This window comes from Pseudomonas sp. NPDC087185 (assembly GCF_044744955.1).
Lineage (GTDB): Bacteria > Pseudomonadota > Gammaproteobacteria > Pseudomonadales > Pseudomonadaceae > Aquipseudomonas.
Genome location: NZ_JBIUZK010000005.1, coordinates 59,087 through 84,706, shown reverse-complemented (window position 1 = coordinate 84,706; position 25,620 = coordinate 59,087). Strand labels below are relative to the sequence as shown.

Annotated in this window: 26 protein-coding genes and 1 other RNA gene; 12 read left to right on the top strand and 15 right to left on the bottom strand. The window is 64.1% G+C overall.

From position 1 onward, the window contains the following. Positions 1 to 4 precede the first annotated feature (4 nt). A complete protein-coding gene (locus ACIPIJ_RS18000) occupies positions 5 to 265 on the top strand; it encodes a hypothetical protein (protein WP_401079117.1) in 261 nt (86 codons plus the stop codon). Between the two features lie 272 nt (positions 266 to 537). Then, complete coding sequence (locus ACIPIJ_RS17995) at positions 538 to 1,914, top strand: glutamine synthetase family protein (RefSeq protein WP_401079116.1); 1,377 nt, start codon at positions 538 to 540, stop codon at positions 1,912 to 1,914. 67 nt (positions 1,915 to 1,981) lie between these two features. Here the strand turns inward: ACIPIJ_RS17995 and argA are convergent, their stop codons facing one another. After that, on the bottom strand, positions 1,982 to 3,280 hold the full coding sequence (gene argA / locus ACIPIJ_RS17990; RefSeq protein WP_401079114.1) for an amino-acid N-acetyltransferase: 1,299 nt from the start codon (positions 3,278 to 3,280) through the stop codon (positions 1,982 to 1,984). Between the two features lie 125 nt (positions 3,281 to 3,405). Then, positions 3,406 to 4,548 carry an acetylornithine deacetylase gene (argE, locus tag ACIPIJ_RS17985; protein WP_401079112.1) on the bottom strand — a complete coding sequence of 381 codons (1,143 nt, stop codon included), beginning with the start codon at positions 4,546 to 4,548 and terminating at the stop codon, positions 3,406 to 3,408. A gap of 115 nt (positions 4,549 to 4,663) precedes the next feature. Between argE and ACIPIJ_RS17980 the strand changes: the two genes are divergently transcribed. Further along, positions 4,664 to 6,040, top strand: coding sequence for an inorganic triphosphatase (locus ACIPIJ_RS17980; protein ID WP_401079110.1), 1,377 nt, complete (start codon positions 4,664 to 4,666; stop codon positions 6,038 to 6,040). A gap of 39 nt (positions 6,041 to 6,079) precedes the next feature. Here the strand turns inward: ACIPIJ_RS17980 and ACIPIJ_RS17975 are convergent, their stop codons facing one another. After that, positions 6,080 to 6,550 (bottom strand): Lrp/AsnC family transcriptional regulator, encoded by a 471-nt coding sequence (locus tag ACIPIJ_RS17975; RefSeq protein WP_401079108.1) that lies wholly within the window; start codon positions 6,548 to 6,550, stop codon positions 6,080 to 6,082. Between the two features lie 126 nt (positions 6,551 to 6,676). Here ACIPIJ_RS17975 and ACIPIJ_RS17970 point away from each other — a divergent pair, with 126 nt between their 5' ends. The 3 genes from ACIPIJ_RS17970 to ACIPIJ_RS17960 all read left to right on the top strand — a co-directional run bounded on the left by ACIPIJ_RS17970 (position 6,677) and on the right by ACIPIJ_RS17960 (position 9,166). Continuing rightward, a complete protein-coding gene (locus ACIPIJ_RS17970) occupies positions 6,677 to 6,994 on the top strand; it encodes a hypothetical protein (RefSeq protein WP_401079105.1) in 318 nt (105 codons plus the stop codon). Positions 6,995 to 7,091: 97 nt separating this feature from the next. Continuing rightward, entirely contained in the window at positions 7,092 to 8,762 is a 1,671-nt protein-coding gene (locus tag ACIPIJ_RS17965) for a GspE/PulE family protein (protein WP_401079103.1), read from the top strand. Positions 8,763 to 8,851: 89 nt separating this feature from the next. Then, a complete protein-coding gene (locus ACIPIJ_RS17960) occupies positions 8,852 to 9,166 on the top strand; it encodes a DUF2388 domain-containing protein (protein ID WP_401079100.1) in 315 nt (104 codons plus the stop codon). 110 nt (positions 9,167 to 9,276) lie between these two features. On the opposite strand, the gene gcvP is transcribed toward ACIPIJ_RS17960, so the two are convergent. From gcvP to ACIPIJ_RS17910, 10 genes are all read right to left on the bottom strand, one after another. Continuing rightward, a complete protein-coding gene (gcvP, locus tag ACIPIJ_RS17955) occupies positions 9,277 to 12,150 on the bottom strand; it encodes an aminomethyl-transferring glycine dehydrogenase (RefSeq protein ID WP_401079097.1) in 2,874 nt (957 codons plus the stop codon). A gap of 132 nt (positions 12,151 to 12,282) precedes the next feature. Further along, complete coding sequence (gene gcvH / locus ACIPIJ_RS17950; RefSeq protein ID WP_401079094.1) at positions 12,283 to 12,666, bottom strand: glycine cleavage system protein GcvH; 384 nt, start codon at positions 12,664 to 12,666, stop codon at positions 12,283 to 12,285. 47 nt (positions 12,667 to 12,713) lie between these two features. Then, positions 12,714 to 13,796 (bottom strand): glycine cleavage system aminomethyltransferase GcvT, encoded by a 1,083-nt coding sequence (gene gcvT / locus ACIPIJ_RS17945; protein ID WP_401079092.1) that lies wholly within the window; start codon positions 13,794 to 13,796, stop codon positions 12,714 to 12,716. A 123-nt stretch (positions 13,797 to 13,919) separates the two neighbouring features. Continuing rightward, positions 13,920 to 15,542, bottom strand: coding sequence for an ABC transporter permease (locus ACIPIJ_RS17940; RefSeq protein ID WP_401079089.1), 1,623 nt, complete (start codon positions 15,540 to 15,542; stop codon positions 13,920 to 13,922). A 90-nt stretch (positions 15,543 to 15,632) separates the two neighbouring features. Next, positions 15,633 to 16,634, bottom strand: coding sequence for an extracellular solute-binding protein (locus ACIPIJ_RS17935; protein ID WP_401079087.1), 1,002 nt, complete (start codon positions 16,632 to 16,634; stop codon positions 15,633 to 15,635). 97 nt (positions 16,635 to 16,731) lie between these two features. Continuing rightward, on the bottom strand, positions 16,732 to 17,949 hold the full coding sequence (locus ACIPIJ_RS17930; RefSeq protein WP_401079842.1) for a 2-octaprenyl-3-methyl-6-methoxy-1,4-benzoquinol hydroxylase: 1,218 nt from the start codon (positions 17,947 to 17,949) through the stop codon (positions 16,732 to 16,734). 9 nt (positions 17,950 to 17,958) lie between these two features. Then, positions 17,959 to 18,441 (bottom strand): DUF4442 domain-containing protein, encoded by a 483-nt coding sequence (locus ACIPIJ_RS17925; protein ID WP_401079084.1) that lies wholly within the window; start codon positions 18,439 to 18,441, stop codon positions 17,959 to 17,961. Further along, on the bottom strand, positions 18,438 to 19,637 hold the full coding sequence (gene ubiH, locus ACIPIJ_RS17920; protein WP_401079082.1) for a 2-octaprenyl-6-methoxyphenyl hydroxylase: 1,200 nt from the start codon (positions 19,635 to 19,637) through the stop codon (positions 18,438 to 18,440). The genes ACIPIJ_RS17925 and ubiH overlap by 4 nt, the downstream gene beginning before the upstream one ends. Next, positions 19,634 to 20,968 carry a Xaa-Pro aminopeptidase gene (gene pepP, locus ACIPIJ_RS17915; RefSeq protein WP_401079079.1) on the bottom strand — a complete coding sequence of 445 codons (1,335 nt, stop codon included), beginning with the start codon at positions 20,966 to 20,968 and terminating at the stop codon, positions 19,634 to 19,636. Before pepP ends, ubiH begins: the two co-directional genes overlap by 4 nt. Before the next feature lie 22 nt (positions 20,969 to 20,990). Beyond that, a complete protein-coding gene (locus ACIPIJ_RS17910) occupies positions 20,991 to 21,545 on the bottom strand; it encodes a YecA family protein (RefSeq protein WP_401079076.1) in 555 nt (184 codons plus the stop codon). Between the two features lie 181 nt (positions 21,546 to 21,726). Between ACIPIJ_RS17910 and ACIPIJ_RS17905 the strand changes: the two genes are divergently transcribed. The 4 genes from ACIPIJ_RS17905 to ACIPIJ_RS17890 all read left to right on the top strand — a co-directional run bounded on the left by ACIPIJ_RS17905 (position 21,727) and on the right by ACIPIJ_RS17890 (position 23,103). Beyond that, positions 21,727 to 21,909: a TIGR02449 family protein gene (locus ACIPIJ_RS17905; protein WP_401079841.1), complete on the top strand. Its 183-nt coding sequence runs from the start codon at positions 21,727 to 21,729 to the stop codon at positions 21,907 to 21,909. Further along, complete coding sequence (locus ACIPIJ_RS17900) at positions 21,906 to 22,226, top strand: cell division protein ZapA (protein ID WP_346615249.1); 321 nt, start codon at positions 21,906 to 21,908, stop codon at positions 22,224 to 22,226. The genes ACIPIJ_RS17905 and ACIPIJ_RS17900 overlap by 4 nt, the downstream gene beginning before the upstream one ends. A gap of 17 nt (positions 22,227 to 22,243) precedes the next feature. Then, positions 22,244 to 22,423, top strand: a non-coding RNA gene (gene ssrS, locus ACIPIJ_RS17895) — 6S RNA. Positions 22,424 to 22,494: 71 nt separating this feature from the next. Then, a complete protein-coding gene (locus ACIPIJ_RS17890; protein WP_401079074.1) occupies positions 22,495 to 23,103 on the top strand; it encodes a 5-formyltetrahydrofolate cyclo-ligase in 609 nt (202 codons plus the stop codon). A gap of 17 nt (positions 23,104 to 23,120) precedes the next feature. Here ACIPIJ_RS17890 and ACIPIJ_RS17885 read toward each other — a convergent pair whose 3' ends face one another. Then, the gene (locus tag ACIPIJ_RS17885) at positions 23,121 to 23,270 is read right to left on the bottom strand and encodes a hypothetical protein (RefSeq protein ID WP_401079072.1); all 150 of its coding nucleotides are present in this window, start codon (positions 23,268 to 23,270) and stop codon (positions 23,121 to 23,123) included. A 178-nt stretch (positions 23,271 to 23,448) separates the two neighbouring features. Between ACIPIJ_RS17885 and ACIPIJ_RS17880 the strand changes: the two genes are divergently transcribed. Then, positions 23,449 to 23,901: an EVE domain-containing protein gene (locus ACIPIJ_RS17880; protein WP_401079069.1), complete on the top strand. Its 453-nt coding sequence runs from the start codon at positions 23,449 to 23,451 to the stop codon at positions 23,899 to 23,901. Positions 23,902 to 24,014: 113 nt separating this feature from the next. Here the strand turns inward: ACIPIJ_RS17880 and ACIPIJ_RS17875 are convergent, their stop codons facing one another. Beyond that, positions 24,015 to 24,419, bottom strand: coding sequence for a flagellar basal body-associated protein FliL (locus ACIPIJ_RS17875; protein WP_401079066.1), 405 nt, complete (start codon positions 24,417 to 24,419; stop codon positions 24,015 to 24,017). 156 nt (positions 24,420 to 24,575) lie between these two features. On the opposite strand from ACIPIJ_RS17875, the gene ACIPIJ_RS17870 reads away from it, so the two are divergent. Beyond that, on the top strand, positions 24,576 to 25,553 hold the full coding sequence (locus ACIPIJ_RS17870) for an NADPH:quinone oxidoreductase family protein (protein WP_401079065.1): 978 nt from the start codon (positions 24,576 to 24,578) through the stop codon (positions 25,551 to 25,553). Positions 25,554 to 25,620: the final 67 nt, after the last annotated feature.

Below are 25,620 nucleotides of genomic sequence, written 5' to 3'. Positions count from 1 at the left end.
CTGGATGGAGTGGATTGCTAAAGCAAAAACACCCACGCAGGAGCACAGTGGATACACTGAAAACAAGCGTGTCCGTAATGAGTTCGAAGGGCAGGAAGACAAGACAGGAAGCGAAATGTCGCTACGAGGTGTGGTCCAGGTGCGCAAAGCGTCAATTATTGCGGCCAGGCCGGCCACAGCGCGATTGATGCTTGCAGGAACGACAGGGATGCCCGAGCGCACTGCAAAGGCAGTGGTTTCAGGTCGCGACAAGCGGACCATGTGACCCTCGTATTATTGTGTTTTGGGTTGTGACCGAGCTTAGCCTTGTTCATTTTTTTACACAACACCTCCGTAAAAAATAAAACACGGCATGTCGGAGATAGCCCTTCAGCAGGGAAATAGCGGATAATGGCACGCCCCGATATGCAGCAAATCTGCCGTAGATGTGCCATTTCAGGGCATCATGGGGTTGGCTTGACATCAGTAGGTCTTTTCGATTGACTGGTCCTGCAAGCCCCCCTTGATTGATATTTTTAACAACAAAGGTGTTGCATCATGTCGGTACCCCCGCGTGCCGTTCAGCTTAACGAAGCGAACGCGTTCCTTAAGGAACATCCTGAGGTTCTCTACGTTGACCTTCTGATTGCAGATATGAATGGTGTGGTGCGTGGCAAGCGCATTGAGCGCACCAGCCTCCACAAGGTTTACGAGAAAGGCATCAACCTGCCGGCCTCCCTCTTCGCCCTCGACATCAACGGTTCCACCGTCGAAAGCACCGGTCTTGGCCTGGACATCGGTGATGCTGACCGCATCTGCTACCCGATCCCTGACACGCTGTGCAACGAGCCCTGGCAGAAGCGCCCTACCGCCCAGCTGCTGATGACCATGCACGAACTCGAAGGCGAGCCGTTCTTCGCCGACCCGCGTGAAGTGCTGCGCCAGGTCGTCAGCAAGTTCGACGACATGGGCCTGACCATCTGCGCCGCGTTCGAGCTGGAGTTCTACCTGATCGACCAGGAGAACGTGAACGGCCGCCCGCAGCCACCCCGCTCGCCGATCTCGGGCAAGCGCCCGCAGTCGACCCAGGTGTACCTGATCGACGACCTCGACGAATACGCCGATTGCCTCCAGGACATCCTCGAAGGTGCCAAGGAGCAAGGCATCCCCGCCGACGCCATCGTCAAGGAAAGCGCCCCGGCGCAGTTCGAAGTCAACCTGCACCACGTCGCCGACCCGCTCAAGGCCTGTGACTATGCCGTGCTGCTCAAGCGGCTGATCAAGAACATCGCCTACGACCATGAAATGGACACCACCTTCATGGCCAAGCCCTACCCGGGCCAGGCAGGCAACGGCCTGCATGTACACATTTCCGTGCTGGACAAGGATGGCAACAACATCTTCACCAGCGAGGATCCCGAGCAGAACGCCGCGCTACGTCACGCTGTCGGCGGTGTGCTCGAGACCCTGCCCGCGTCCATGGCGTTCCTCTGCCCGAACGTCAACTCGTACCGTCGCTTTGGCGCACAGTTCTACGTGCCCAACGCGCCGAGCTGGGGCCTGGACAACCGTACCGTGGCCCTGCGCGTGCCGACGGGTTCGGCCGACGCCGTACGCCTGGAACACCGCGTAGCCGGTGCCGACGCCAACCCGTACCTGATGATGGCCGCCGTGCTGGCGGGTGTGCACCATGGCCTGACCAACAAGGTCGAGCCTGGCGCGCCGATCGAAGGCAACTCGTACGAGCAGCTTGAGCAGAGCCTACCGAACAACCTGCGCGATGCCCTACGCGAGCTGGACGACAGCGAGATCCTGAACAAGTACATCGATCCGAAGTACATCGACATCTTCGTCGCGTGCAAGGAGAGCGAGCTGGAGGAGTTCGAACACTCGATCTCCGACCTCGAGTACAACTGGTATCTGCATACCGTGTAAATGAAAACGCCGCCCTCTGGGGCGGCGTTTTTCATTGGGATCTTGGGGCCGCTGCGCAGCCACTGCATTACAGTGACTTCTCGAAAATCTTCGAATTACGCTGGTAGTTGTACAGCGACGCCCGCGCCGCCGGCAGCCGCTCTACCCCACTCGGCGCAAAACCACGCTCGCGGAACCAGTGCGCGGTCCGCGTGGTAAGCACGAACAGCGTATTCAGGCCCAACTGCCGCGCCCGGCTCTCAATCCGTTCCAGCAGCTCGTCACCGCGCCCGCCATGGCGGTACTCCGGGTTCACCGCCAGGCACGCCAGCTCACCGGCCTGCGAGTCGGCAATCGGGTACAGCGCCGCGCAGGCGATGATCATGCCCTCGCGTTCAACCACGCTGAACTGTTCGATCTCGCGCTCCAGCACTTCGCGCGAACGGCGCACCAGGATGCCCTGCTCTTCCAGCGGGCTGATCAGCTCCAGCAAACCACCGACATCCTCGATGGTCGCCTCGCGCACCACTTCGAACTGCTCTTGCGACACAAGCGTGCCGCCACCGCCGCGGGTGAACAGCTCGGTCAACAGTGCACCGTCCTCGGCATAGCTGACGATATGGCTACGCGCCACGCCGCCTTTGCAGGCCTCGGCGGCGGCATCCAGCAGCTCGCCCTGGTAATCGCTGCCCAGCCTGGCCAAGTGCGGTGCGATGTGCTGCGGGCGCAGCTCGCGCACCAGCTTGCCGTGCTCGTCCAGCAAGCCGGGTTCGGCGCCGAACAGCAGCAGCTTGTCGGCACCCAGTTCGATGGCGGCGCGGGTGGCCACGTCTTCGCAGGCGAGGTTGAAGATCTCGCCGGTCGGCGAGTAGCCCAACGGCGACAGCAGCACGATGGAGCGCTCATCGAGCAGGCGGCTGATGCCCTTGCGATCGATGCGCCGGACTTCGCCGGTGTGGTGGTAGTCGACCCCTTCGAGCACGCCGATAGGCCGCGCGGTCACCAGGTTGCCGCAGGCCACGCGCAGGCGCGACCCCTGCATCGGCGAGGCGGCGATGTCCATCGACAGGCGCGCTTCGATGGCCAGGCGCAAGGCCCCCACCGCGTCGATCACGCAGTCCAGGGTGGCCGCATCGGTGATGCGCAGGCCACGGTGGTAGTGCGGGGTCAGCCCACGGGCGGCAAGGCGGCTCTCGATCTGTGGGCGCGAACCGTGCACCAGCACCAGGCGCACGCCGAGGCTGTGCAACAGCACCAGGTCGTGGACGATATTGCCGAAATTCGGGTGTTCAACCCCATCGCCGGGGAGCATGACCACAAAGGTGCAGTCGCGATGGGCATTGATGTACGGGGAAGCATGACGCAGCCAGTTGACGTAATCGGGCATGACAGGGCCTGTGGATAAAGTGGACGGAGAACGTTGGATCACACGGCGTTCAGGATCATCGTCGGAACAGGCTTGCGGTCACGCGCGGTCTCCTCTAGGCAAGAACGAATCAGCAGGGTGGACGTTTAATTCAGGCAATAGTGCCGGATCAGGTCACGCAATAGACGCACGGTAGGCTCGATTCGTGACATTTCAAGGTATTCGCCGGGCTGGTGGGCACAGGCAATGTCGCCAGGGCCAAGCACGATGGTCTGGCAACCCAGCTGCTGAAGATAAGGCGCCTCGGTGCCAAACGCCACCGCCTCGGCGCGATGGCCGGTCAGGCGCTCGGCCACTTGCACCAGCTCGGCGTCGGCGGCTTGCTCGAACGCAGGCACTTCCGGGAACAGTGGCGCGTAGTCGATGCGCACCTCATGGCGCTCGGCCACAGGCTGAAGTTTTTCGCGGATGGCCGCACGCAACTGCTCGACATCCATACCCGGCAGCGGGCGCAGGTCGAACTCCAGGGCGCATTGCCCGCAGATGCGGTTGGGGTTGTCGCCGCCGTGGATGCAGCCGAAGTTCAGGGTCGGCGTGGGCACAGTGAACTGCGGGTTGCGGAAGGTTTCCTGCCATTGCCGGCGCAGGGCCATGAGCTCGCCCATCACCGCGTGCATGGCTTCCATCGCGCTGCGGCCCAGATTGGGGTCGGACGAATGGCCACTGCGGCCAAGGATATCGATGCGGTCCATGAGAATGCCCTTGTGCATGCGGATCGGCCGCAGGCCCGTCGGCTCACCGATGACCGCCGCGCGGCCCAGCGGCTGGCCGGCCTCGGCCAGGGCGCGGGCGCCGGACATCGAACTTTCTTCGTCGCACGTGGCGAGGATCAGCAACGGCTGCTTGAAGTCATGCTCCAGCAGCGGAATCACCGCTTCGATGACCAGGGCGAAAAAGCCCTTCATGTCGCAGCTGCCCAGGCCCACCCAGCGGCCGTCAACCTCGGTCAGCTTCAGCGGGTCGCTGGCCCACAGCTGCTCATCGTACGGCACCGTATCGCTATGGCCGGCCAGCACCAAGCCGCCCGGGCCGGTGCCACGGCTGGCCAGCAAGTTGAACTTGCCAGGGCTGACCTGCTGGATGTCGCAACGGAAACCCAGGTCGCCCAACCAGCCGGCCAGCAGGTCGATGACCTGGCGGTTGGACTGGTCCAGTGCGGGTTGGGTGCAACTGACCGAGGGCGCGGCGATCAAAGCGGCAAACTGGTCTTTCAGCGTTGGCAACGGCATGCGCGTACTCCTCGGAAGCGTTGCCCATCATAGGGCCATCCGCCGTAAGGAATAAACCGTTGCCGGCCCAGTCCTGTAGACTGCACGGCAATCACGCCTTCCCTTCGAGCCTGCGATGCACAAAGAAACCGAACTCAAGCTTCGCGCCAGCCGCGACACCCTGGCCGCACTGCGCGAGCACCCTCTGCTGAAAAAGCGCAACAAGTCCGGCTGGCAGACCCGCGAACTGCTCAACCAGTACTTCGACACCCCGGAGCGCGAGCTTTCTGCGGCCCGTGTTGCGCTGCGCCTGCGCCGCGATGGCGAGGCCATCATCCAGACCTTGAAGTGCCGCGGCCAGAGCGTCGCCGGGCTGTCCGAGCGCAATGAGTTCGAGTGGCAGCTGGACAAGGTCAAGCTCGACCTGAAAAAGCTCGACGCCACCTGCTGGCCCGAGCAGCTGGCCGAGCTGGACAAGAAAACCATCAAGCCGCTGTTCACCACCGATTTCACCCGCGAGTTCGCTGAAATCGCCTGGGGCCGCGGCAAGAGCAAGGTGGTGATCGAGGCGGCGCTGGACCAAGGCTTCGTCATTGCCGGCAAGCGCAAGGAAGCGATCTGCGAGCTGGAGCTGGAACTGCGCGAAGGCGCTCCCGAAGCCCTGCTGGAACTGGCCGCGGAGCTTGCGGCCAGCCTGCCGCTGATGCCATGCGACATCAGCAAGGCCGAGCGCGGCTACCGCCTGCTGGCGCCGGACAGCTACGAGCTGGGCCTGCCGAGCACCGAGCTGGACGCCGAAATGGCCTTGGATGATGCCTTCACCGCCCTCGCCTGGCAGTTGCTCGGCAGCAGCCAGCGCCTGGCCGAGCAGTACCGCCACAATGGCCACTGGCGCCTGCTGCAGGACTGGGTGCAGTCCCTGGCCGAGCTGCGTGCACTGGTCGCAAGCCTGGGCCAGGCCGCGCCGCGCCCCACCACCCGCGACCTGCGCGCCAGCCTCGACGCGCTGCTGGAAGACTGGCGCCCGCTGGTGCAGGCCGGCAACGACGACGAAGACATCCGCCGCGCAGCGCCCGAGCAGTTCCTTGAAGAGCTCGAAGACGTGCGCTGGGGCCAGTTCTCCCTGGAAACCTCGCGCTGGCTGCTGGCCCGCGCCTGGACCGTTGAGCGCAAGGGCCGCGGCGAGCGCCAGGGCAAGGCGCAACTGGCCAGCTGGCTGGCACACCTGCTGGGCGAAGAGGGCCGTGCGCTGAAGCTGCCGCTGTACACCCAGCGCCCAGAAGACCTGGCTGAGCAGCTGCCCCGTATCGAACAGCTGCTCGCCTGGCTGCACCATGCGCGTCAGGTGCTGGAAGCACCGCAGATGGACCGCCTGTATGGCGACCTGAAAAAGCTGCACGAACTGGCCGAACTGCCGCTGGGCGAAGAGCCGGGCGAGTTGCTCGAGGCGCGCATCGAGCAGGCCCGTGCGATCGATCAGAGCCGTGGCTGGAAGCACCTGCTCAAGGCTTGATTGCCCAGCGCCCCCATCGCCGGCAAGCCGGCGATGGCTTCACCGCATCAGTGGCAGGCTGGTGGTGGACTTGATCTCGGACAGCGCCACAATCGAATTGACCTCCTGAATCCCCGGCACATTCGACAGTTTTTCGAAGAAGAACCGTTCATAAGCTTCGATATCCTGCGTAACGATCCGCAGCAGGAAGTCCACCGCCCCCATCAGCACATAACACTCCAGCACCTCCGGAAAACCGCGGATCGCCTCGGTGAATTCGGTGAAGTTGGAACGGCCATGGGCGTTGAGTTTCACCTCGGCGAAAATCTGCGTGTTCAGGCCGACCTTCTTGCGGTCGAGCAAAGTCACTTGGCCGCGGATTACCCCCTCCTCCTTCAGCCGCTGGATGCGTCGCCAGCACGGCGACTGCGACAGGCCTACGCGCTCCGCGATCTGCGCGCTGGACAGTGAAGCGTCCTCCTGCAGCAGTTCAAGAATGCGCCGGTCATAGGCATCCAGTTCGCCTTGCATTAATGATTCCTCAAATGACATTTTTTCGAATTGATCAATTTGCACACGTGGCAAATTCTTCGAATCATAGCGAAAAAATGCCGGCGCCAACGTGCAAGAATTTCTCCCACTTCAGCGGAGACCAGCATGAACGCACTCGAACGCCCCCTGCCCCGATCCGACGCCTGGGCCGCCAACGCCAGCCACAGCAGCGTGAGCTATCGCCTGCAGGCCGAAGCGGAGCCGGACACGCTGTGCCGGGTGCTCAACCTGTTCGCCCTGCAGTTTCTGACACCGCACACCGTGCAGGTGAGCCAGCAGGAAGATCTGCTCGACATCGAAATCGGCATTGGCGGGCTGAGCTGGCACCGGGCCGAAGTGATTGCGCAAAAATTGCGCAACCTGGTGTGTGTCGGCGAGGTCACGCTGGAAAACCAGATGCGGGTTGAGCTGGCGGTGGTCTGATCGCGGCACAGCAAGATCCCGAAACCCTTTTCAGCGCTTCTTCCAGCAGCCCCGGCTAGCCTTCACCAGGCACTCACCACCTGGCACGGATGCCGCCATGCACAAACCCGACGATTTATCCCTCGACCTCAAAGGCCTGCTGGATGCCCTGCAAGCCGACCGATGCCTGACCGCCAGCGATGCACTGCAGGTACTCGAACTCGCTACCCCACGGCCTTTCAGTCACCCCCTGGAAACCATCGCCGCCCTGAACCTGGAAGACCGCCTGCACCCCGGCCAGCGCCTGCACCTGGACAGCTTGTGCCAGTGGCTGGCGAGCAAGGTCGGCCAGCCTTATCGGCGTATCGACCCCCTGCAGCTCGACTTGTCTCAGATCAACGGGCTGATCTCCCCGGCCTTCGCCCAACGCCACGGCATCCTCATTCTCGCCAGCGACAGCAGCGGCATCACCGTGGCCAGCGCACAGCCGTTCCAGCACGACTGGCAAACCGACCTGTCGCGCAGCCTGGGCAAACCGATCCGCCGGGTGCTGGCCAGCCCGCTTCAGCTGCGCCAACTGGGCCAGTCACTGTTCCGCCTGGCGCACTCGGTGCAGGGTGCTCAGCACCAGCAATCGGCCAGCCTCGGCGAGCTGGAGCAACTGCTGGAGCTGGGCAAGCGCCAGGGCGAGGCAACGGCCGACGATGCGCATATCGTGCACATCGTCGATTGGCTGCTGCAGTACGCCATCGAGCAGCGCGCCAGCGATATCCACCTGGAGCCGCGCCGCGAACAGGGCCGCCTGCGCTACCGCATAGATGGCCTGTTGCACACGGTGTACGCCTTTCCTGCCAGCGTGACCCTGGCCGTCGTCAGCCGCCTGAAGCACCTGGGCCGCATGGATGTTGCGGAAAAACGCCGCCCGCAGGACGGCCGCGTCAAGAGCAGCCTGGCCGGTGGCGGCGAAGTGGAGCTGCGCCTGTCGACCCTGCCCACGCCCTTTGGCGAGAAGCTGGTGCTGAGGCTGTTCGACCCGCAGCAGCTGCAGGAGGACTTCGATCACCTTGGCCTGGAAGGCGACCAGCTTGCACAGTGGCAGACACTGCTGCAGCGCCGCCAGGGCATCCTGCTGGTCACCGGCCCCACTGGCTCGGGCAAGACCAGTACGCTCTACGCCAGCCTCAAGCGGCTGGCCACGCCCGAGGTCAACCTGTGCACCATCGAAGACCCGATCGAGCGCCTGGAGCCGGCGTTCAACCAGTTGCAGGTACAACCGGCCCTGGACCTGGGTTTTGCCAACGGCGTGCGCGCCCTGCTGCGCCAGGACCCGGACATCATCATGATCGGCGAAATCCGCGACCGCGAGACGGCCCTGGTGGCGGTGCAGGCAGCCCTGACCGGGCACTTGGTGCTGTCGACCCTGCACACCAACGATACCTGTGGCGCCATCACCCGCCTGCTGGAGCTGGGCGTGGCCGATTACCTGATCAAGGCGACCCTGGCTGGGGTGATGGCTCAGCGCCTGGTGCGCTTGCTGTGCCATGAATGCCAAGCCAGCGGCCGGCCGTGCCTGCTGTGCAGGGGCACCGGCTTTCACGGCCGCACCGGGCTGTTCGAGCTGTTGGTGCCAAGCGAAAGCCTGCGTGCCCGGATCGGCGCGGGCGCCGATCTGGCCAGCTTGCGGCAACAGGCCCAGGATGAAGGGCTGCTGGACCTGCGCCGCTGCGGCGAGGCCAAAGTCGCCCGTGGGCTGACCCTTGCCGAGGAAGTGTTTCGGGTTTGTGGGTGAGCGAAAAACCCTTGCATACAAGGAACTTGCGCCCCTTTTGCACGATCCAAGCGGGCACCATCAGCCCTCACCCTTCGAGGTGTTTTATCATGCGTCTCAAAACCGCCATCGCAGCCGCTGCCCTGCTTTCGCTGCCCGTTGGCTCCGCCTTTGCCGACACCTTCTGGCGTAACGTGATTTCGTCCGGCGCGACGACGGCATCCACCTACCTGACCTCCCGCGATCACAAATTGGTCATCGCAGCGCAGGATGACGCCGGCAGCTTTGTGGCCAGCGAGGGCGAAATTCGCGGGCCGTATCTGGAGGCAGCGATGCGTCAAGTGCGGGCTGAGAACCCCGGGATGCAAGCCAGCGACATGGAACTGGCGAATGCCATCCTGGCCAAAAACGCTGTAGCCGAATAACCGCGCCGCCCTTTTCGCGGGCAAAGCCGCTCCCACAGTACCCCGCCGCTTTCAAATCCAGTGCAGCACCTGTGGGAGCCGGCTTGCCGGCGATGAAGCCAACACCGATATCAGCGGTACGCCTCGACCGGCACACACGCACAGAACAGATTCCTGTCTCCATACACATTGTCGACCCGGTTCACCGCTGGCCAGTATTTGTGCTGGCGCACGTGAGCGCTGGGGGCGACCGCCTGCTCCAGGCTGTACGGTCGGTGCCACGGTGCCAGCACATCGGCCAGGGTATGCGGCGCATGCTTGAGCGGGTTGTCCTCTGCCGGCCAGGTGCCGTCCTGCACCGCGTCAATCTCCGCACGGATCGCCAGCATCGCCTCTACGAACCGGTCCAGCTCGGCCTTCGATTCGCTCTCGGTCGGCTCGACCATCAGGGTGCCCGGTACCGGGAATGACATGGTCGGGGCATGGAATCCATAGTCCATCAGGCGCTTGGCGACATCCTCCTCGCTGATGCCGGTCTGCGCCTTGAGCGGCCTCAGGTCCAGAATGCATTCATGCGCCACCCGCTGGTTGCGGCCTCGGTACAGCACGGGGAAGGCGCCACCGAGCTGGCGGGCAAGGTAGTTGGCGGAGAGGATCGCCACTTCGCTGGCATCGGCCAGCTGCGGGCCCATCATGGCGATGTACATCCAACTGATCGGCAGAATGCTCGCACTGCCCCAGGGCGCGGCGCTGACTGCGCTGTTATTCGGGTCCAGGCCCGGCACCGGCACCACCGGGTGACTGGCGACGAACGGTTTCAGGTGACCCCGGATACCAATCGGCCCCATGCCCGGGCCGCCACCGCCATGGGGGATGCAGAAGGTCTTGTGCAGGTTCATGTGCGACACATCGGCACCGATGTCGGCCGGCCGCGCCAGCCCGACCTGGGCGTTGAGGTTGGCGCCGTCCATGTACACCTGGCCGCCGTGCTGGTGCACGACCTCACAGATTTCACGAATGCCTTCTTCGTACACCCCATGCGTGGAGGGATAGGTGACCATCAGGCAAGACAACCGGTCCCCCGCTGCCTGGGCCTTGGCCTTGAGGTCTTCGAGGTCGACGTTGCCGTCATCGTCACAGTCGACGATCACGACCTCCATGCCGGCCATCTGTGCCGAAGCGGGGTTGGTGCCGTGGGCCGACGAAGGGATCAGGCACAGCGTGCGTTGCGGCTGATGCCGGCTGCGGTGGTAACGGGTGATCGCCATCAGCCCGGCGTACTCACCCTGGGCACCGGAGTTGGGCTGCATGCAGATGGCGTCAAAACCGGTGATGGCGCACAACCAGCTCTCCAGCTCGTCGATCATCGCCTTGTAGCCGGTGGCCTGGGCCGCAGGCGCAAAGGGATGGAGATTGGCGAAGGCTGGCCAGGTGATGGGGATCATCTCGCTGGTGGCGTTGAGCTTCATGGTGCAGGAACCCAGCGGGATCATCGATTGGTTCAGCGCCAGGTCCTTGTTTTCCAGCTGCTTGAGGTAGCGCAGCATCTCGGTTTCGCTGTGGTGCAGGTTGAACACCGGGTGAGCAAGGAACGGCGTACGCCTTGCCAGTGCCGCAGGAATGCCTTCGGGCAGGGCTTGCTGGTCGAGCGCGGCGATGTCCAGGCCGTGATCCACCCCGAGGAAGATGTCGAACAGCCTCAGCACAGTGCTTTCATTGGAGGTCTCGTCCAGGCTCACGCCCAGGTGCCCGCGCCCGAGAATGCGCAGGTTGATCTGCGCCGCTTCCGCGCTCTCGATGATCGCCGCCTGTGCACCGCCGACATCCAGGGTGAGGGTGTCGAAGAAATGCTGGTTGAGGCGTTTGATGCCTTTGGCTTCGAGGCCGGCGGCCAGCACGAAGGTCAGCCGGTGCACGCGCTGGGCGATGCGTTGCAAGCCCTCAGGGCCGTGGTAAACAGCATAGAAGCCGGCAATGTTGGCCAGCAGCACCTGGGCCGTGCAGATGTTGGAGTTGGCCTTCTCGCGGCGGATATGCTGCTCGCGGGTCTGCAGGGCCATGCGCAGCGCGGTGTTGCCACGGGCATCGCGCGATACCCCGATGATGCGCCCCGGCATGGCCCGTTTGTAGTCGTCGCGGCAGGCGAAGTAGGCCGCATGGGGGCCACCGTAGCCCATGGGTACACCAAAGCGCTGGGTCGAACCCAGCACCACATCGGCGCCGAGCTCGCCAGGCGGGGTCAACACCACCAAGCTGAGCAAGTCGGCCGCCACGCAGGCGAGGGCTTGCTGGCTGTGCAACTGATCGATCAGCGGGCGCAGGTCACGCACCTCGCCATGAGTGTCTGGATACTGCAGCAAAGCACCGAATACCTGGTGCTGGGCGAGGTTATCCACAGCGTCGACGATCAGCTCGAAACCGAAACCTTCCGCTCGGGTTTTCAGCACTGACAATGTTTGCGGGTGGCAGTGTTCGTCGGCAAAGAACGCATTGCTCTTGTTGCGCGCCACGCGTTTGGCCAGGGCCATGGCTTCGGCAGCTGCGGTGGCTTCATCCAGCAGCGAGGCATTGGCCAGGGCAAGGCCTGTGAGGTCGATGACCATTTGTTGGAAATTGAGCAGGGCTTCCAGCCGGCCTTGGGCGATTTCTGGCTGATAAGGCGTATAGGCGGTGTACCAGCCGGGGTTTTCCAACACGTTGCGCAGGATGACGGTTGGCGTGACGGTGCCGTGGTAGCCCATGCCGATCAGGCTGGTCCAGACCTGGTTCTGCTCGGCGTAGCCGGCCAGTTTGGCCAGCGCGGCCTGTTCGTCCAGTGCCGGTGGCAGGTCGAGTGCGCGGTTGAAGCGGATGCCCGGCGGGACGGTCTGCTCGATCAGCTCGCTGCGGTTGTTCAGGCCGAGGGCGCTGAGCATGGCCTGCTGCTCCGAGGCATCGGGCCCCAGATGGCGGCGCAGGAACGGGTTGAGCTCTTGCAGTTGATGCAGGGATGGCGACTGGGACATGACGACGCTCTCTTCCTAGACCAGGCCTCATGGAGACTTATAAGTCTAGGAAGGATTGCCGATTCTGCGGGGAAACTTGCAGATGCAGGGCTGGCCTCTTCGCGGGTTTACCCGCGAAGGGTGCGCTGGGGCTTATTCGCCGATAGCAGCCTTGTAACCGGCAGCATCCAGCAGGTTGTCCAGTTCCGCCGGGTTGCTGGGCTTCAGCTTGAAGATCCAGGCATCGTAAGGCTCTTCGTTGAGCTGTTCCGGGCTATCGGCCAGCGCTTCGTTGACCGCGATCACTTCGCCACCGATCGGGGCATAGATGTCCGAAGCGGCCTTAACCGACTCGACCACGCCAGCGGCGTCGCCTTGGCCGAACACCTTGCCGACTTCTGCCAGTTCGACGAACACGACGTCACCCAGGGCTTCCTGTGCGTGGTCGCTGATGCCAACGGTCACTGTGCCGTCGCTTTCCAGACGGGCCCACTCATGGCTTTCGGCAAAACGCAGATCGGCGGGGATATTGCTCATGTCTTGTATTCCTCGATTGGGTCAGCGGTCGGCCCGCCGTTAATTGTTCAGATCAGAATCTTGCCGTGGCGCACGAAGGTCGGTTTGACCACCCGCACCGGGTACCACTTGCCGCGAATCTCTACCTCGGCACGGTCGCCGGTGGCCATGGGTACACGCGCCAGGGCAATGGATTTGCTCAACGTAGGAGAGAAACTACCACTGGTGATCTCCCCTTCGCCAATACCGGCCACGCGAACCACCTGGTGGGCACGCAAAACACCGCGTTCTTCCAGCACCAGGCCGACCAGTTTGTCCTGCACGCCATGCTCGATTTCCGCCAGCAGGCCGGTGCGGCCGATGAAGTCGCGCTCGGCGGGCTCCCAGGCAATGCTCCACCCCAGGTTGGACGTCAGCGGAGTATGACTTTCGTCGATGTCCTGGCCGTAGAGGTTCATGCCGGCCTCCAGGCGCAGCGTGTCGCGGGCGCCCAGACCGCTGGGGGCGATACCGGCGCCGACCAGGTCGTTGTAGAAAGCGACGGCCTCGTGGCCCGGGAGGATGATCTCCAGCCCATCTTCACCGGTATAACCCGTGCGGGCAATGAACCAGTCGCCCTCGGCCAGCCCTTCGAAGGGGCGCAGCTCGCGAATCAATGCTGCACGCGAGGCACTGAGCAAGGCGGCGACCTTTTCCCGGGCCTGGGGCCCCTGGATAGCGAGAATGGCCAGGTCCGGGCGCACCTCGATACCGACCGAAAACCCGCTGCTCTGGGCTTCGAGCCAAGCCAGCACCTTGGCCCGAGTGGCGGCGTTGGTGACCAAACGATAACCGGGTTCAGTCCGGTAGACGATCAGGTCGTCGATGACCCCGCCCGCTTCGTTGAGCAGCGGGCTGTACAGTGCCTTGCCGACACCTTCGAGGCGGCCAACGTCGTTGGCCAGTAGTCGCAGCAGCCAGGCGCCGGCATCGCTGCCATCGATGTCGATCACGGTCATGTGGGAAACATCGAACACCCCACAGTCACTGCGCACCTGATGGTGCTCCTCGACCTGCGAGCCATAGTGCAGGGGCATGTCCCAGCCACCGAAATCGACCGTCTTGGCGCCAAGCGCCAGGTGCAGGTCGTATAAAAGCGTGCGCTGTCCCATGGGTTTCTCCTTCCGGGCGTGGCGAAGCGGCGGCGGTCGATGACGTTTAGTCGTCAGCTCTTCTTGTAGGACCCGTCGCGCGAATGCCGCGCATTGTAGCCGCAAGGGCGCGGGCTGGCACCTTCAGTGATTGTGACCGGGGCGTTTGGCGGAGCGGCGAATCAGGCCGATGACCGGCAGCAACCCCACCAGCACCAGGGTCAAGGCAGGCAGCGAGGCACGCGCCCACTCGCCTTCGCTGGTCATCTCGAACACCCGGACCGCGAGGGTGTCCCAGCCGAACGGGCGCATCAGCAAGGTGGCGGGCATTTCCTTCAGCACGTCGACGAAAACCAACAGCGCGGCGCTGAGCGCGCCTGGGACCAGCAGTGGCAGATACACCTTGAAAAACAATCTCGCGCCACCGACGCCCAGGCTGCGCGAAGCCTCCGGCAGCGACGGGCGGATGCGCTCCAGGCTGCCCTCCAGTGGCCCATAGGCCACGGCGATAAACCGCACCAGATAGGCCAGCAGCAACGCCGCCAGGCTGCCCAGCAGCAGCGGCTTGCCGGCACCGCCCAGCCACGTGGACAGCGGGATCACCAGCTGATTGTCGAGGTAACTGAAGGCCAGCATGATCGACACGGCCAGTACCGAACCGGGCAAGGCATAGCCCAAGTTGGCCAGGCCGACCCCGGCACGGATGCCGCCGGTCGGGGCCTGCCGCCGGGCAAAGGCCAGCAGCAGCGCCACGCACACCGTGATCAAGGCGGCCATGGCGCCCAGGTAAAGCGTGTGCAGCACCAGGCCGATGTAACGCTCATCCAGGTCATGCCGCCCGCGCTGCCAGAACCACGTCAGCAACTGCAGCAGCGGGATGACGAATGCACAGGCGAACACCAGCAGGCACCAGCCACTGGCCATCAGCGCCTTGATGCCCCGCAGATGGTAGAGCGCCTGCCCGCGAGGGCGTTCGTTACCGCTGCGCGCCGCACCGCGGGCACGGCGTTCGCCGTACAGCACCACCATCACCGCCAGCAGCAACAAGCTGGCCAGTTGGGCCGCGCTGGAGAGGCTGAAGAAGCCGTACCAGGTCTTGTAGATGGCCGTGGTGAAGGTGTCGAAATTGAACACCGCCACGGCACCGAAATCGGCCAGCGTCTCCATCAAGGCCAGCGCGATGCCAGCGCCAATGGCTGGCCGTGCCATCGGCAGGGCAACCCGCCAGAAGGCTTGCAGCGGCGACAGGCCAAGCACCCGCGCCGCCTCCATCAGGCCCTTGCCCTGGGCCAGGAACGCCGTGCGCGCGAGCAGGTAGACGTAGGGGTAGAACACCAGCACCAGGACAATGATCACCCCACCGGTGGAACGTACCCGCGGCAGGCGCATCGGCCCGAACACCTCGCGCAAGGCGCTTTGCACGGGGCCGGCAAAATCCAGCAGGCCGACGAAGACGAAGGCCAGCACATAGGCGGGGATAGCGAACGGCAGCATCAGCGCCCAATCCAGCCAGCGTCTGCCGGGGAATTCGCAAAGGCTGGTGAGCCAGGCCAGGCTGACGCCGAGTAGGGTCACGCCTACGCCTACCCCCAGCACCAGGGTGAGGGTGTTGCCAAGCAGGCGGCTCATCTGGGTGTCGAGCAGGTGCGACCAGATCTGCAGGTCGACCGACTGCCAGGACAGCAGCAGGACGCTCAGGGGCAGGAGCACTAGGGCGGCGGTCAGGGTGACCGGGAGGTACCAGCGACGTTGGGGGGTGTGGGGCAAGTCTTATGTCTCTGTGGCAGTCTGTGACCGCTGTGCGGTCGTTCGCGGGTTTGCCCGCGAAGGGGCCCATGCAGGCCCCGGAAGAATAACTCAGTTCCAGCCAGCCCGGTCCATCAAGCGAATGGCCTCGGCCTGGCGTTTGCCGGCCACTTCGACCGGAATGCTGTCAGCCTTGAAGTTGCCCCAGGCCGCGACTTCATCCGATGGCTTGACCTTCGGGTTGGCCGGGAACTCCTGGTTGATGTCGGCGAACAACTTCTGCGCCTCCTCGCCGGTCATCCATTCCACCAGCTTCTTGGCAGCCTCCGGATGCGGCGCATGCTGGGTCAGGCCGATGCCCGACAGGTTGACGTGCACGCCACGGTCGCCCTGGTTGGGCCAGAAGATCTTCACCGGCAGATCCGGCTTTTCCTTGTGCAAGCGGCCATAGTAGTAGGTGTTGACCACCCCGACATCACACTGGCCCGCCGCGACAGCCTGGATCACTGCATTGTCATCGGAGAACACGTCGGTGGAGAGGTTGTTCACCCAGCCTTTGACGATCTGCTCGGTCTTGGCTTCGCCATGGTTCTCGATCAGCGTGGCGGTCAGCGACTGGTTGTAGACCTTTTTCGCCGTGCGCAGGCACAGGCGGCCCTCCCAGTTCTTGTCGGCCAGTGCTTCGTAGGTGCTCAACTCTGCCGGCTTGACCCGCTCGGTGGAGTAGACGATGGTCCGCGCACGCAGGCTCAAGCCAGTCCAGTCGTGGGAAGACGCGCGGTACTGCGAAGGGATGTTCTGGTCGATGATGGGCGACTTGATCGGCTGCAGAATGCCCATCTGCTCGGCCTGCCAGAGGTTGCCGGCATCGACGGTCAGCAGCAGGTCGGCCACCCCGTTTTCGCCCTCGGCCTTGATGCGCTGCATCAGCGGGGCTTCCTTGTCGGTGATGAACTTGATCTTGACCCCGGTCTTGGCGGTGTAGGCGTCGAACACCGGCTTGATCAGCTCGTCAATGCGCGAGGAGTACACCACCACTTCGTCCGCCGCCTGGGCCGTGCCGCCGAACAGGGTCAGGGCCAGGGCGGCCAGTAGGGGCTTGCGTGGCAACATGGAAAGCACTCCTCGGATCGTATGAGAGGCGCAAATGGTAGTGAATCCCATTTTCTGGCTCACCTACCCAGCCGTTACCGGATGTTGCAAGGGACCCTCAGGGCTTGGCCAACTCAGGCAGGTCGCCGGTCAGCCCCAGCGCCTGGCGCACGAACAATGCCTTGGCCTCCGGCATCTGCTCCACCAGCTTCAACCCACTGTTTCGCAACCAGCGCAACGGCAGCGGGTTGGCCTGGAACAACCGCTCGAAGCCTTCCATCGCCGCCATCAATGCCAGGTTGTGCGGCATGCGCCGGCGCTCATAGCGGCTCAGCACTTTCACATCCGCCAGGCGCTCACCACGCCCGCCGGCATTGACCAGCACCTCGGCCAGCACAGCGGCATCGAGGAAGCCCAGGTTGACGCCCTGCCCGGCCAACGGGTGGATGGTGTGCGCGGCATCGCCGATCAGCGCCAGCCCTTCGTCCACATAGCGCTTGGCGTGGCGCTGGCGCAGCGGCACGCAGACCCGCGGGTCGGCTTGCAACACTTCGCCCAATCGCCCCTCGAAGGCGCGTTCCAGGGCCTTGAGGAAGGCCTGGGCGTCCAACGCCATGATCTGCTCGGCGTGTTCCGGCGTGGTCGACCAGACGATCGAACACCAGTCTTGCTGGCCGTCACGCGACAACGGCAGGAACGCCAGCGGCCCTTCGTCGGTGAAGCGCTGCCAGGCCGTTGCCTGATGCGTCGCGCTGCAGCGTACGCTGGTGACAATGGCGTGGTGCAGGTAATCCCACTCGCGGGTTTCGCAACCGGCCAGGCGCCGCACCGCCGAATTGGCCCCGTCGGCAGCCACCACCAGCGGCGCACGCAGGCGGCGGCCATCGGCCAGGGTCAGCAGCCACTCATCGCCGGAACGGCGCATCTGCTCCAGGCGAGCATTGGGCAGCAGGCCGATATCGCTGTCGTGCAGGCGCTCCAGCAGGCCATCCTGAACGACACGGTTCTCGACGATGTGGCCAAGCACCTGGGCGTGCACACTGGCCGCCGAGAAGTGGATCTGCCCGGTACCGCTGCCGTCCCACACCTGCATGTCCGAATACGGCGAAACACGCCGCTTGGCGATCCCTTCCCAGGCGCCCACGCGCTCGAGAATGCGCTGGCTGGCTGCCGACAGGGCGCTGACGCGCGGTTCGAACGGGGCAGCGCCATCGAACGGTTTCACCGACAACGGGCCCCCGTCGAGCAGGAGAATTTCCAGGCCGCTGTGGCGCAAGGCCAAGGCCAGGGCGCTGCCGACCATACCGGCACCGACAATCAACAGATCTGCGCGCATTTCCATGCCTTACGCCTGCCTCGCTTGCGGCTTGAGCCGCACGTATAGGGTTTTATCGACCCGCGCCACCAGCTCGCCGGCACCGTCGCGGATATCGACCTGCAAACGGGGCAGGTACTTCTTGCCGCTGGCGGTCTGCTGGCGGATCTCATCCAGCAGCGCGTCATCGACGTGGAATTCTGCATACACCGGGCCCTTGCCCGGCGAAATGAAGTCGATGCTGGCTGCCTTGTCCCAGACGATGTACTCACGGCCCAGCTGCTCGATCAGCAGCAGCATGTAGAACGGATCGACCATGGAGTACAGGCTGCCACCGAATTGGGTACCGACGTAGTTGCGGTTCCAGCGGGTCAGCTTCATGCGCACCTTGACGCTGCGCATGTCCGGGCTGATGTGCTGGATGCGGATCCCGGCACCGAGGTACGGCGGGTAGAGGTTCAGCATCCAGCGCAACATGCGTGCACGTCGCGCCAGGCGGCGCGGGTTGCTCATGCCTGGCCCCGCGGATCGGGGCGGGTACCCAGGCCCATGGCCTGGCGGGCGAACCAGCTCTTTGCCGGCGGCAGCAGGTCGAGCCCAAGCAGACCGAGGTTGCGCCCGGCCGCCAGCAACGGCTGGTTGCTGCCGAACAGGCGGGTGACCTGGTCAGAAAAACCGATGGTCAGGGCCTGGTCGAGCCGCTGGCGTTGCTGATAAGCCTGCAGGGTCGTCAGGTCGCCCGGCTGCTGCGGGCCGGCCAGCAGTGCGTCAGCCAGCGACTGCACATCACGCAGCGACAGGTTGAAACCCTGCCCGGCGATGGGGTGCAGGCTGTGCGCGGCATTGCCCAGCACCACCAGGTGCGGGCGTACCTGCTCTTCGGCCTCGACCAGCGCCAGCGGGTAGAGGTGCCGTGCGCCGACCTGGCGCAAGGCGCCGAGGCGGTAGCCGAAGGCATCCTGCAGTTCACGCAGGAAGCTGCGCTCATCGACCTCGGCCAGGCGCTTGGCGTCCATCCCTTGGCGGGTCCAGACCAGCGCGCAGCGGTTATCAGGCAACGGCAGCAGGGCCATGGGGCCTTGCTCGGTAAAGCGTTCAAAGGCCTGGCCACAATGGGCCTCGCCGGGGGTGATGTTGGCGATCAGCGCGCTTTGTTCGTACGGCGTGCGACGCACATGGATGCCCAGTTGCTCACGCAACCCAGAGCGGCCACCGTCGGCCAGCACCGCAAGGTCGCATTCCAGGCTGGTGTCATCGTCCAGTTGCAGGCGGTAGCCACCGGCAATCGCCTGCAGTGCCTTGACCTCGGCCGGGCAGCGCCAGCTCACCACCTCGGTGTCCAGGCCTTGCCACAGGCACTGGCCCAGCCAGGCGTTCTCGACCACATAGCCCAGCGCCGGCACGCCTTCTTCCAGCGCATCCAGGCGGGTGGAGCCGAAGCGCCCACGGTCGGAGACCTGGATCTGCCGGATCGGCTCGGCACGCGGGCTGATGGTTTGCCACAGGCCCAGGTGCTGATAGATCTGCCGGGTACCGAACGACAGCGCCGAGGAGCGCGCGTCGTAGCTGGGCTGGAAGCTGTCGCCGGGGGCGAACGGCTCGATCAGCAGGATCTTCCAGCCACGCGCCTTGGCGCCGGTATGCAGGGCCAGGGCCAGGCTGGCACCGACCAGGCCGCCACCAATGATCGCCAGGTTGACGCGGCTCATGCAGCGTCCTTACGTGCGGCCTGCATCAGCGCCTCGATCTCGGCGACCGTCCTGGGCACGCCCGACGTCAGAATTTCACAACCTTGCCTGGTCACCACCACGTCGTCCTCGATCCTTACGCCGATGCCGCGCCATTTTTTCGCGACACTCTGGTTGTCGCCGGCAATGTAGATGCCCGGCTCGACGGTCAGCGCCATGCCTGGCTCCAGTACCCGCCACTGGCCACCGACCTTGTATTCGCCCACATCGTGCACATCCATGCCCAGCCAGTGCCCGGCGCGGTGCATGTAGAAGGCGCGATAGGCTTCGCTGTCGATCAACGCCTGCACATCGCCCTTGAGCAACCCGAGTTCCACCAGGCCTTCGGTGATCACCCGCACGGTCGCTTCATGCGCGTGGTTCCAGTGCTTGCCCGGGGCAATTTCGGCGAATGCGGCGGCCTGGGCCTTGAGCACCAGCTCATAGATGGCCTTCTGCTCAGGCGAGAAACGCCCGCTGACCGGGAAGGTGCGGGTGATGTCACTGGCATAGCAGTCGATTTCGCAGCCGGCGTCGATCAACACCAGGTCACCGTCCTTGAGCGGGGCATTGTTCTCCTGGTAGTGCAGGATGCAGCCGTTGCGGCCAGCGGCGACGATCGAGCCGTAGGCAGGCATTTTCGCCCCGCCTTTACGGAATTCGTAGTCCAGCTCGGCTTCCAGGCTGTATTCGTGCAGCCCGGCCCGACAGGCCTGCATGGCCCGCACATGGGCGCGGGCGGAAATATCTGCGGCTGCGCGCATCACTTTCACCTCTGCCGCCGATTTATACAGGCGCATGTCGTGCAGCAGGTGATCCAGCGCAACGAACTCGTTCGGCGGCTGCGCGCCGAGGCGCGCCTTGGAGCGGATCACGTTGATCCAGTCCATCAGCCGACGGTCGAACTCGGGGTTGCTGCCCATGGCGCTGTAGACCCGCTCGCGGCCTTCGATCAGGCCGGGCAGGATCTCGTCGATGTCGGTGATCGGAAAAGCATCGTCCGCGCCGAAGTCACGGACCGCACCTTCCTGGCCGGCACGCAGGCCGTCCCATTGCTCGCGCTCAGGGTTGCGCTCGCGGCAGAACAGCACGTACTCGCCATGCTCGCGCCCAGGGATCAAGGCGATCACCGCCTCGGGCTCGGGGAAGCCGCTGAGGTACTGGAAATCGCTGTCCTGGCGGTATACGTGCTCGACGTCGCGGTTGCGGATGGCAACCGCGGCAGCTGGCAGGATGGCAATGCTGTTCGGGACCATCTGCGCCATCAGCGCCTTGCGCCGACGGGCATATTCGGCCTTGGGTATGTGGCTCATGGGCAGGACGACCCCCGGTTGATCAGTGCAGCGATGGCTTGGAGGCGGGTGCCGCCGGCTTGGCCAGCTCGGAGAACAGCAGCAGCGGCGCCACACGCAGGTATTCCATGACTTCCATGTAGTCGCTCTCGCCGTCTTCGGACTCTTCGAGGGCTTCCTGGACTTGAGAGATCGCAACCAGGTCCTGCAGTACGTCCTTGGCCTCGTCGGAAAGGTCCTTGCCGCCCGCGTTCAGGCCGAAGCCTGTGATGAAACCCTGGCACCACTGGCCCAGTGCCGCAGCACGGTCGGCCAGCGCAGCGTCATCGGTAGGCAGCAGAAGCACGATGGCCATGTCATCGCTGGTCAGCTCGCCCTTGACCATCTCCTGAAGGCCGATCAGGGCATTGCGAACCGTGTCACCCGGTTCGATTTCAAGCAGTTGAGCGGCGTCGGCCAGCCAGGCGTCGGCATCGAAGCCGGCACCGGCGCAGCTGCGCCCGACCAGCAAGCCGTGCAGCTCGGCAGGAGTGACAGGATGGCCATTGCTCGAGAGCAGCATGGCGAAGGCGATGTAAGGCGATTGGGTATTAGGCATGGTCGGCTAGGCGCCAGACGGCGCATTTGACTAGAATGAAGGCCTTGTATCCTAGCACCGGCAGGCGCGCCAAGACCATCGGCACTGGCCGCCACCGTTCAGGGAGAGGCATCATCGACGGGTGATTCATGACGGAGCGAATCGAGTGCAACCCACGCAAGAGAACGACCTGCAAGCATTGATGAGCCGGTTTGAGTCGCTGATCGACCGCGTCGAGCAACTAAAACGGCAGAATGCACTCCTAGTAGCTCAGGAAAAGTCCTGGCGCGAAGAGCGCGCCCACCTCATCGAAAAGAACGAGATCGCCAAGCGCAAGGTCGAGTCGATGATCTTACGCCTCAAGGCCCTGGAGCAAGACTCATGAGTTCAAGCAATAGCGTCACCGTGCAGATCCTGGACAAGGAATACTCAATCATCTGCCCGCCGGAAGAACGCAACAACCTGGTCAGCGCCGCACGCTACCTGGACGGCAAGATGCGCGAGATCCGCAGCAGCGGCAAGGTGATCGGCGCCGACCGCATTGCGGTCATGGCGGCGTTGAACATCACCCACGAGATGCTGCACCGCCAGGAAGATCGCACTGACGCGCCTGCTGGCAACGCCACCCGCGAGCAGGTCCGCGACCTGCTCGATCGCGTGGACAAGGCGTTGTCCGACGATGCGGATACCAAAATTGGCTGAGATTGGTATACTGGCGCCACTCCCTGGGGGATGCGCCAGTCGGTTATGTCCCTGAGCCGATACGCACAACCACGGGGGTTGCACGCTGGGGCCGGTGTGCATGTCCGCCCGACGGAAAGCCTTAACGCCCCCTGCAATCTCCACCTTGAACTTTCGGGTTCAAGGGCTACACCGATAGCGGTCTTATCGGGGAGCCTGATTTCAATTGCCCGCCCTGACCGGCGGGCAATTCTCGCCTTACGCTTCGACACCCGGGAACGCCTGTGCCATGACCGACACCGCGCCGCTCACCCGCCCCCAGCTTCGTCGCCTGCTGCGCAATGCCCGTCGCGCACTCACGCCCGCCCAGCAACGCCAGGCCTCATTGGGCCTGTATCGCCAGCTGGCACAGCACCCGCTGTTCCGCCGCGCTCGGCACATTGCCCTGTACCTGCCCAACGACGCTGAAATCGACCCACGCCTGCTGCTGCGCGAGGCCCAGCGCCGGGGCAAACGCGTCTACCTGCCGGTGCTGCACGCCTGGCCGCGCACGCGCATGGTGTTCCAGCGTTTCGAACAGGGTGAGCAGCTCAAGCGCAACCGCTTCCGTATTCCAGAGCCACTGACCGATCGTCGGCGACAACGCCCGATCTGGTCGCTGGACCTGATCCTGCTGCCGCTGGTGGGCTTCGATGAAGTCGGCGGGCGACTTGGCATGGGCGGTGGCTTCTACGATCGCAGCCTGGCTTACCAGGCCCGCCGTAAAACGTGGAAAAAACCGCTGCTGCTGGGACTGGCTCATGAATGCCAGAAGGTCGAACGGCTGGCCCAGGCCAGTTGGGACGTACCACTGCAGGGCACGGTCTCGGACCGTGGCTGGTACCTGGCGCCAAGCTGAGTGGCGTCAGCAGAGAATCAGCGTTGCGGCTGGCTGGTGTCGACCGGGGTCTGATAGGCGATATCGAGCTTGCGCTCCCAGATACCTTGCGCATAACCGGTGGTGACCACACCCAGGCCGAAGATGAAGACCAGGACCCAAAGCAGGTCCGGTTTACGTTGATTCATCGAAGAATGCCCCCCAGGCATACTGTTCAGGCTCGACGACCTTCTTGGTGTCGCCGGAGCGTCTAGCGTTAAAATCGGCGCATTTTCCGCCAACCTGAGCCAGCACGCAAACGTTGACGCCAACCGGCTGTCGGTTTCGTGCAACAGGTTGTTTCAACCCTTTTCAGGAGCAGCATCCATGGCCTATTGGCTGATGAAATCCGAGCCCGACGAGCTCTCGATCGAAGGCCTGGGCCATTTGGGCGAAGCGCGTTGGGACGGGGTGCGCAACTACCAGGCACGCAACTTCCTGCGGGCCATGAGCGTAGGCGATGAGTTTTTCTTCTATCACTCCAGCTGCCCGCAACCCGGGATTGCCGGGATAGCCCGGATCACTGCAGCGGCCTACCCGGACCCGACTGCACTGGACCCCGAGAGCCACTACCACGATGCCAAGGCCAGTGCCGAAAAGAACCCATGGAGCGCGGTGGATGTGGCGCACGTGAAGACGTTCAGGCAGGTGCTGGGGCTTGGGTTGCTCAAGCAGCAGAGTGCGCTGGCGGAGTTGCCACTGGTGCAGAAAGGGACGCGGTTATCGGTGATGCCAGTGACCGAGGAGCAGTGGGCGGCGATTGTCGCGCTTGCGCGGTGACCGGAAGTTACCTCGCCTATCGCATGAACAACGCTAACGGCGTGGGCGCGGTAAACCCGCGCCCGCAGGGACCGCGTAAACTTTGATTTTTGAATTGAAGCCGTTTGCTCAGATCACTGCACAATCAGGTTATTGAACAGCAGATCTTCGACAATCGGCTTGCCCTCTTCCGCTTCCATCACCTGCTGCACCTGCTTCAGCGCTTGCTGGCGCAGCGCTTCCTTGGCTTCGACGTTACTCATGTTATCCACACCCTGCTGGGTGAACAGCGCCACCAGCTGATTGCGAATCAGCGGTTCGTGGTGTTTCACCGCCTTGGCGGCTTCATCGCCGGTCACGCGCAGGGCGACGTCGGCCTTGTACACGCGCAGCCTGGGGCTGCCGTCGAGGGCGTAGTTGCCGACGAAGGGCGGGCTCAGGCTGATGTAGGAAACCTTGGGGGCCCCTTCCTTGGCTTCTTCGGCCATGGCCGCCGCTGGCAGCATCAGGGCCAGCACCATCAAGATCCACGCTTTCACGAATTCGCTCCTCAAAACAATTGGCGCCAGCTTACCCAGCGCGCCGCTCAAACCCAAGCCCCGGCTTATGCCAACCCATCAGGACGGACCATGCTCGTTGACCCGGCACGCGGTCCTCCTACACTTATCGGCCACTACACGCAAAGGAATAGCCCGATGAAAGCTGTGTTGTGCAAAACCCTGGGCCCTGCACGGGACCTGGTACTGGAAGAGGTGGCCAGCCCGACGCCGAAGAAGAACGAGGTCCTGCTCGACGTGCAGGCGGCCGGGGTCAACTTCCCCGATACCCTGATTATCGAGGGCAAATACCAGTTCCAACCGCCCCTGCCGTTCTCGCCGGGCGGCGAGGCAGCGGGCTTGGTCAGCGCAGTGGGTGAGCGCGCCGGCGCGTTCAGGGTGGGTGATAGGGTCATGGCCCTGACCGGTTGGGGTGCGTTCGCCGAACAGGTAGCCGTGCCGTTCTACAACGTGATGCCCATTCCCGAAACCATGGACTTCACCACCGCTGCCGCGTTTGGGATGACCTACGGCACCTCGATGCATGCGCTCAGGCAACGCGGCCAGCTGCAGCCCGGGGAAACCCTGCTGGTGCTGGGTGCGTCCGGGGGTGTCGGCCTGGCGGCAGTGGAGATCGGCAAGGCCATGGGCGCCAAGGTGATCGCGGCGGCCAGCAGCGCCGACAAACTCGCCGTGGCCAAGGCGGCGGGGGCGGACGAGCTGATCGATTACAGCCAGGCCAGCCTCAAGGACGAAATCAAGCGCCTGACCGGCGGCCAGGGCGTGGATGTGATCTACGACCCGGTCGGCGGCGAGCTGTTCGACCAGGCGGTGCGCGGGCTGGCCTGGAATGGCCGGTTGCTGGTGGTCGGCTTTGCCAGCGGCACGATCCCGCAGATGGCGGCAAACCTGGTGCTGCTCAAGGGGGCAGCGGTGCTGGGCGTATTCTGGGGTTCGTTTGCGCAGCGCCAACCGGAGGACAACGCGGCCAACTTCCGGCAGCTGTTTGCCTGGCATGCCGAGGGCAAGCTGAAGCCGCTGGTGTCGCAGACTTATCCACTGGCCGAAGCTGGGGCTGCGATCGAGCAGTTGGGGCAGAGGAAGGCTGTGGGTAAGTTGGTGGTGCTGGCCAGGTAAGGCATTGCTGCCAGGTTGCCTGCACTGGCCTCATCGCGTGTTAACCCGCGATGAAGCCGGCAAGCCA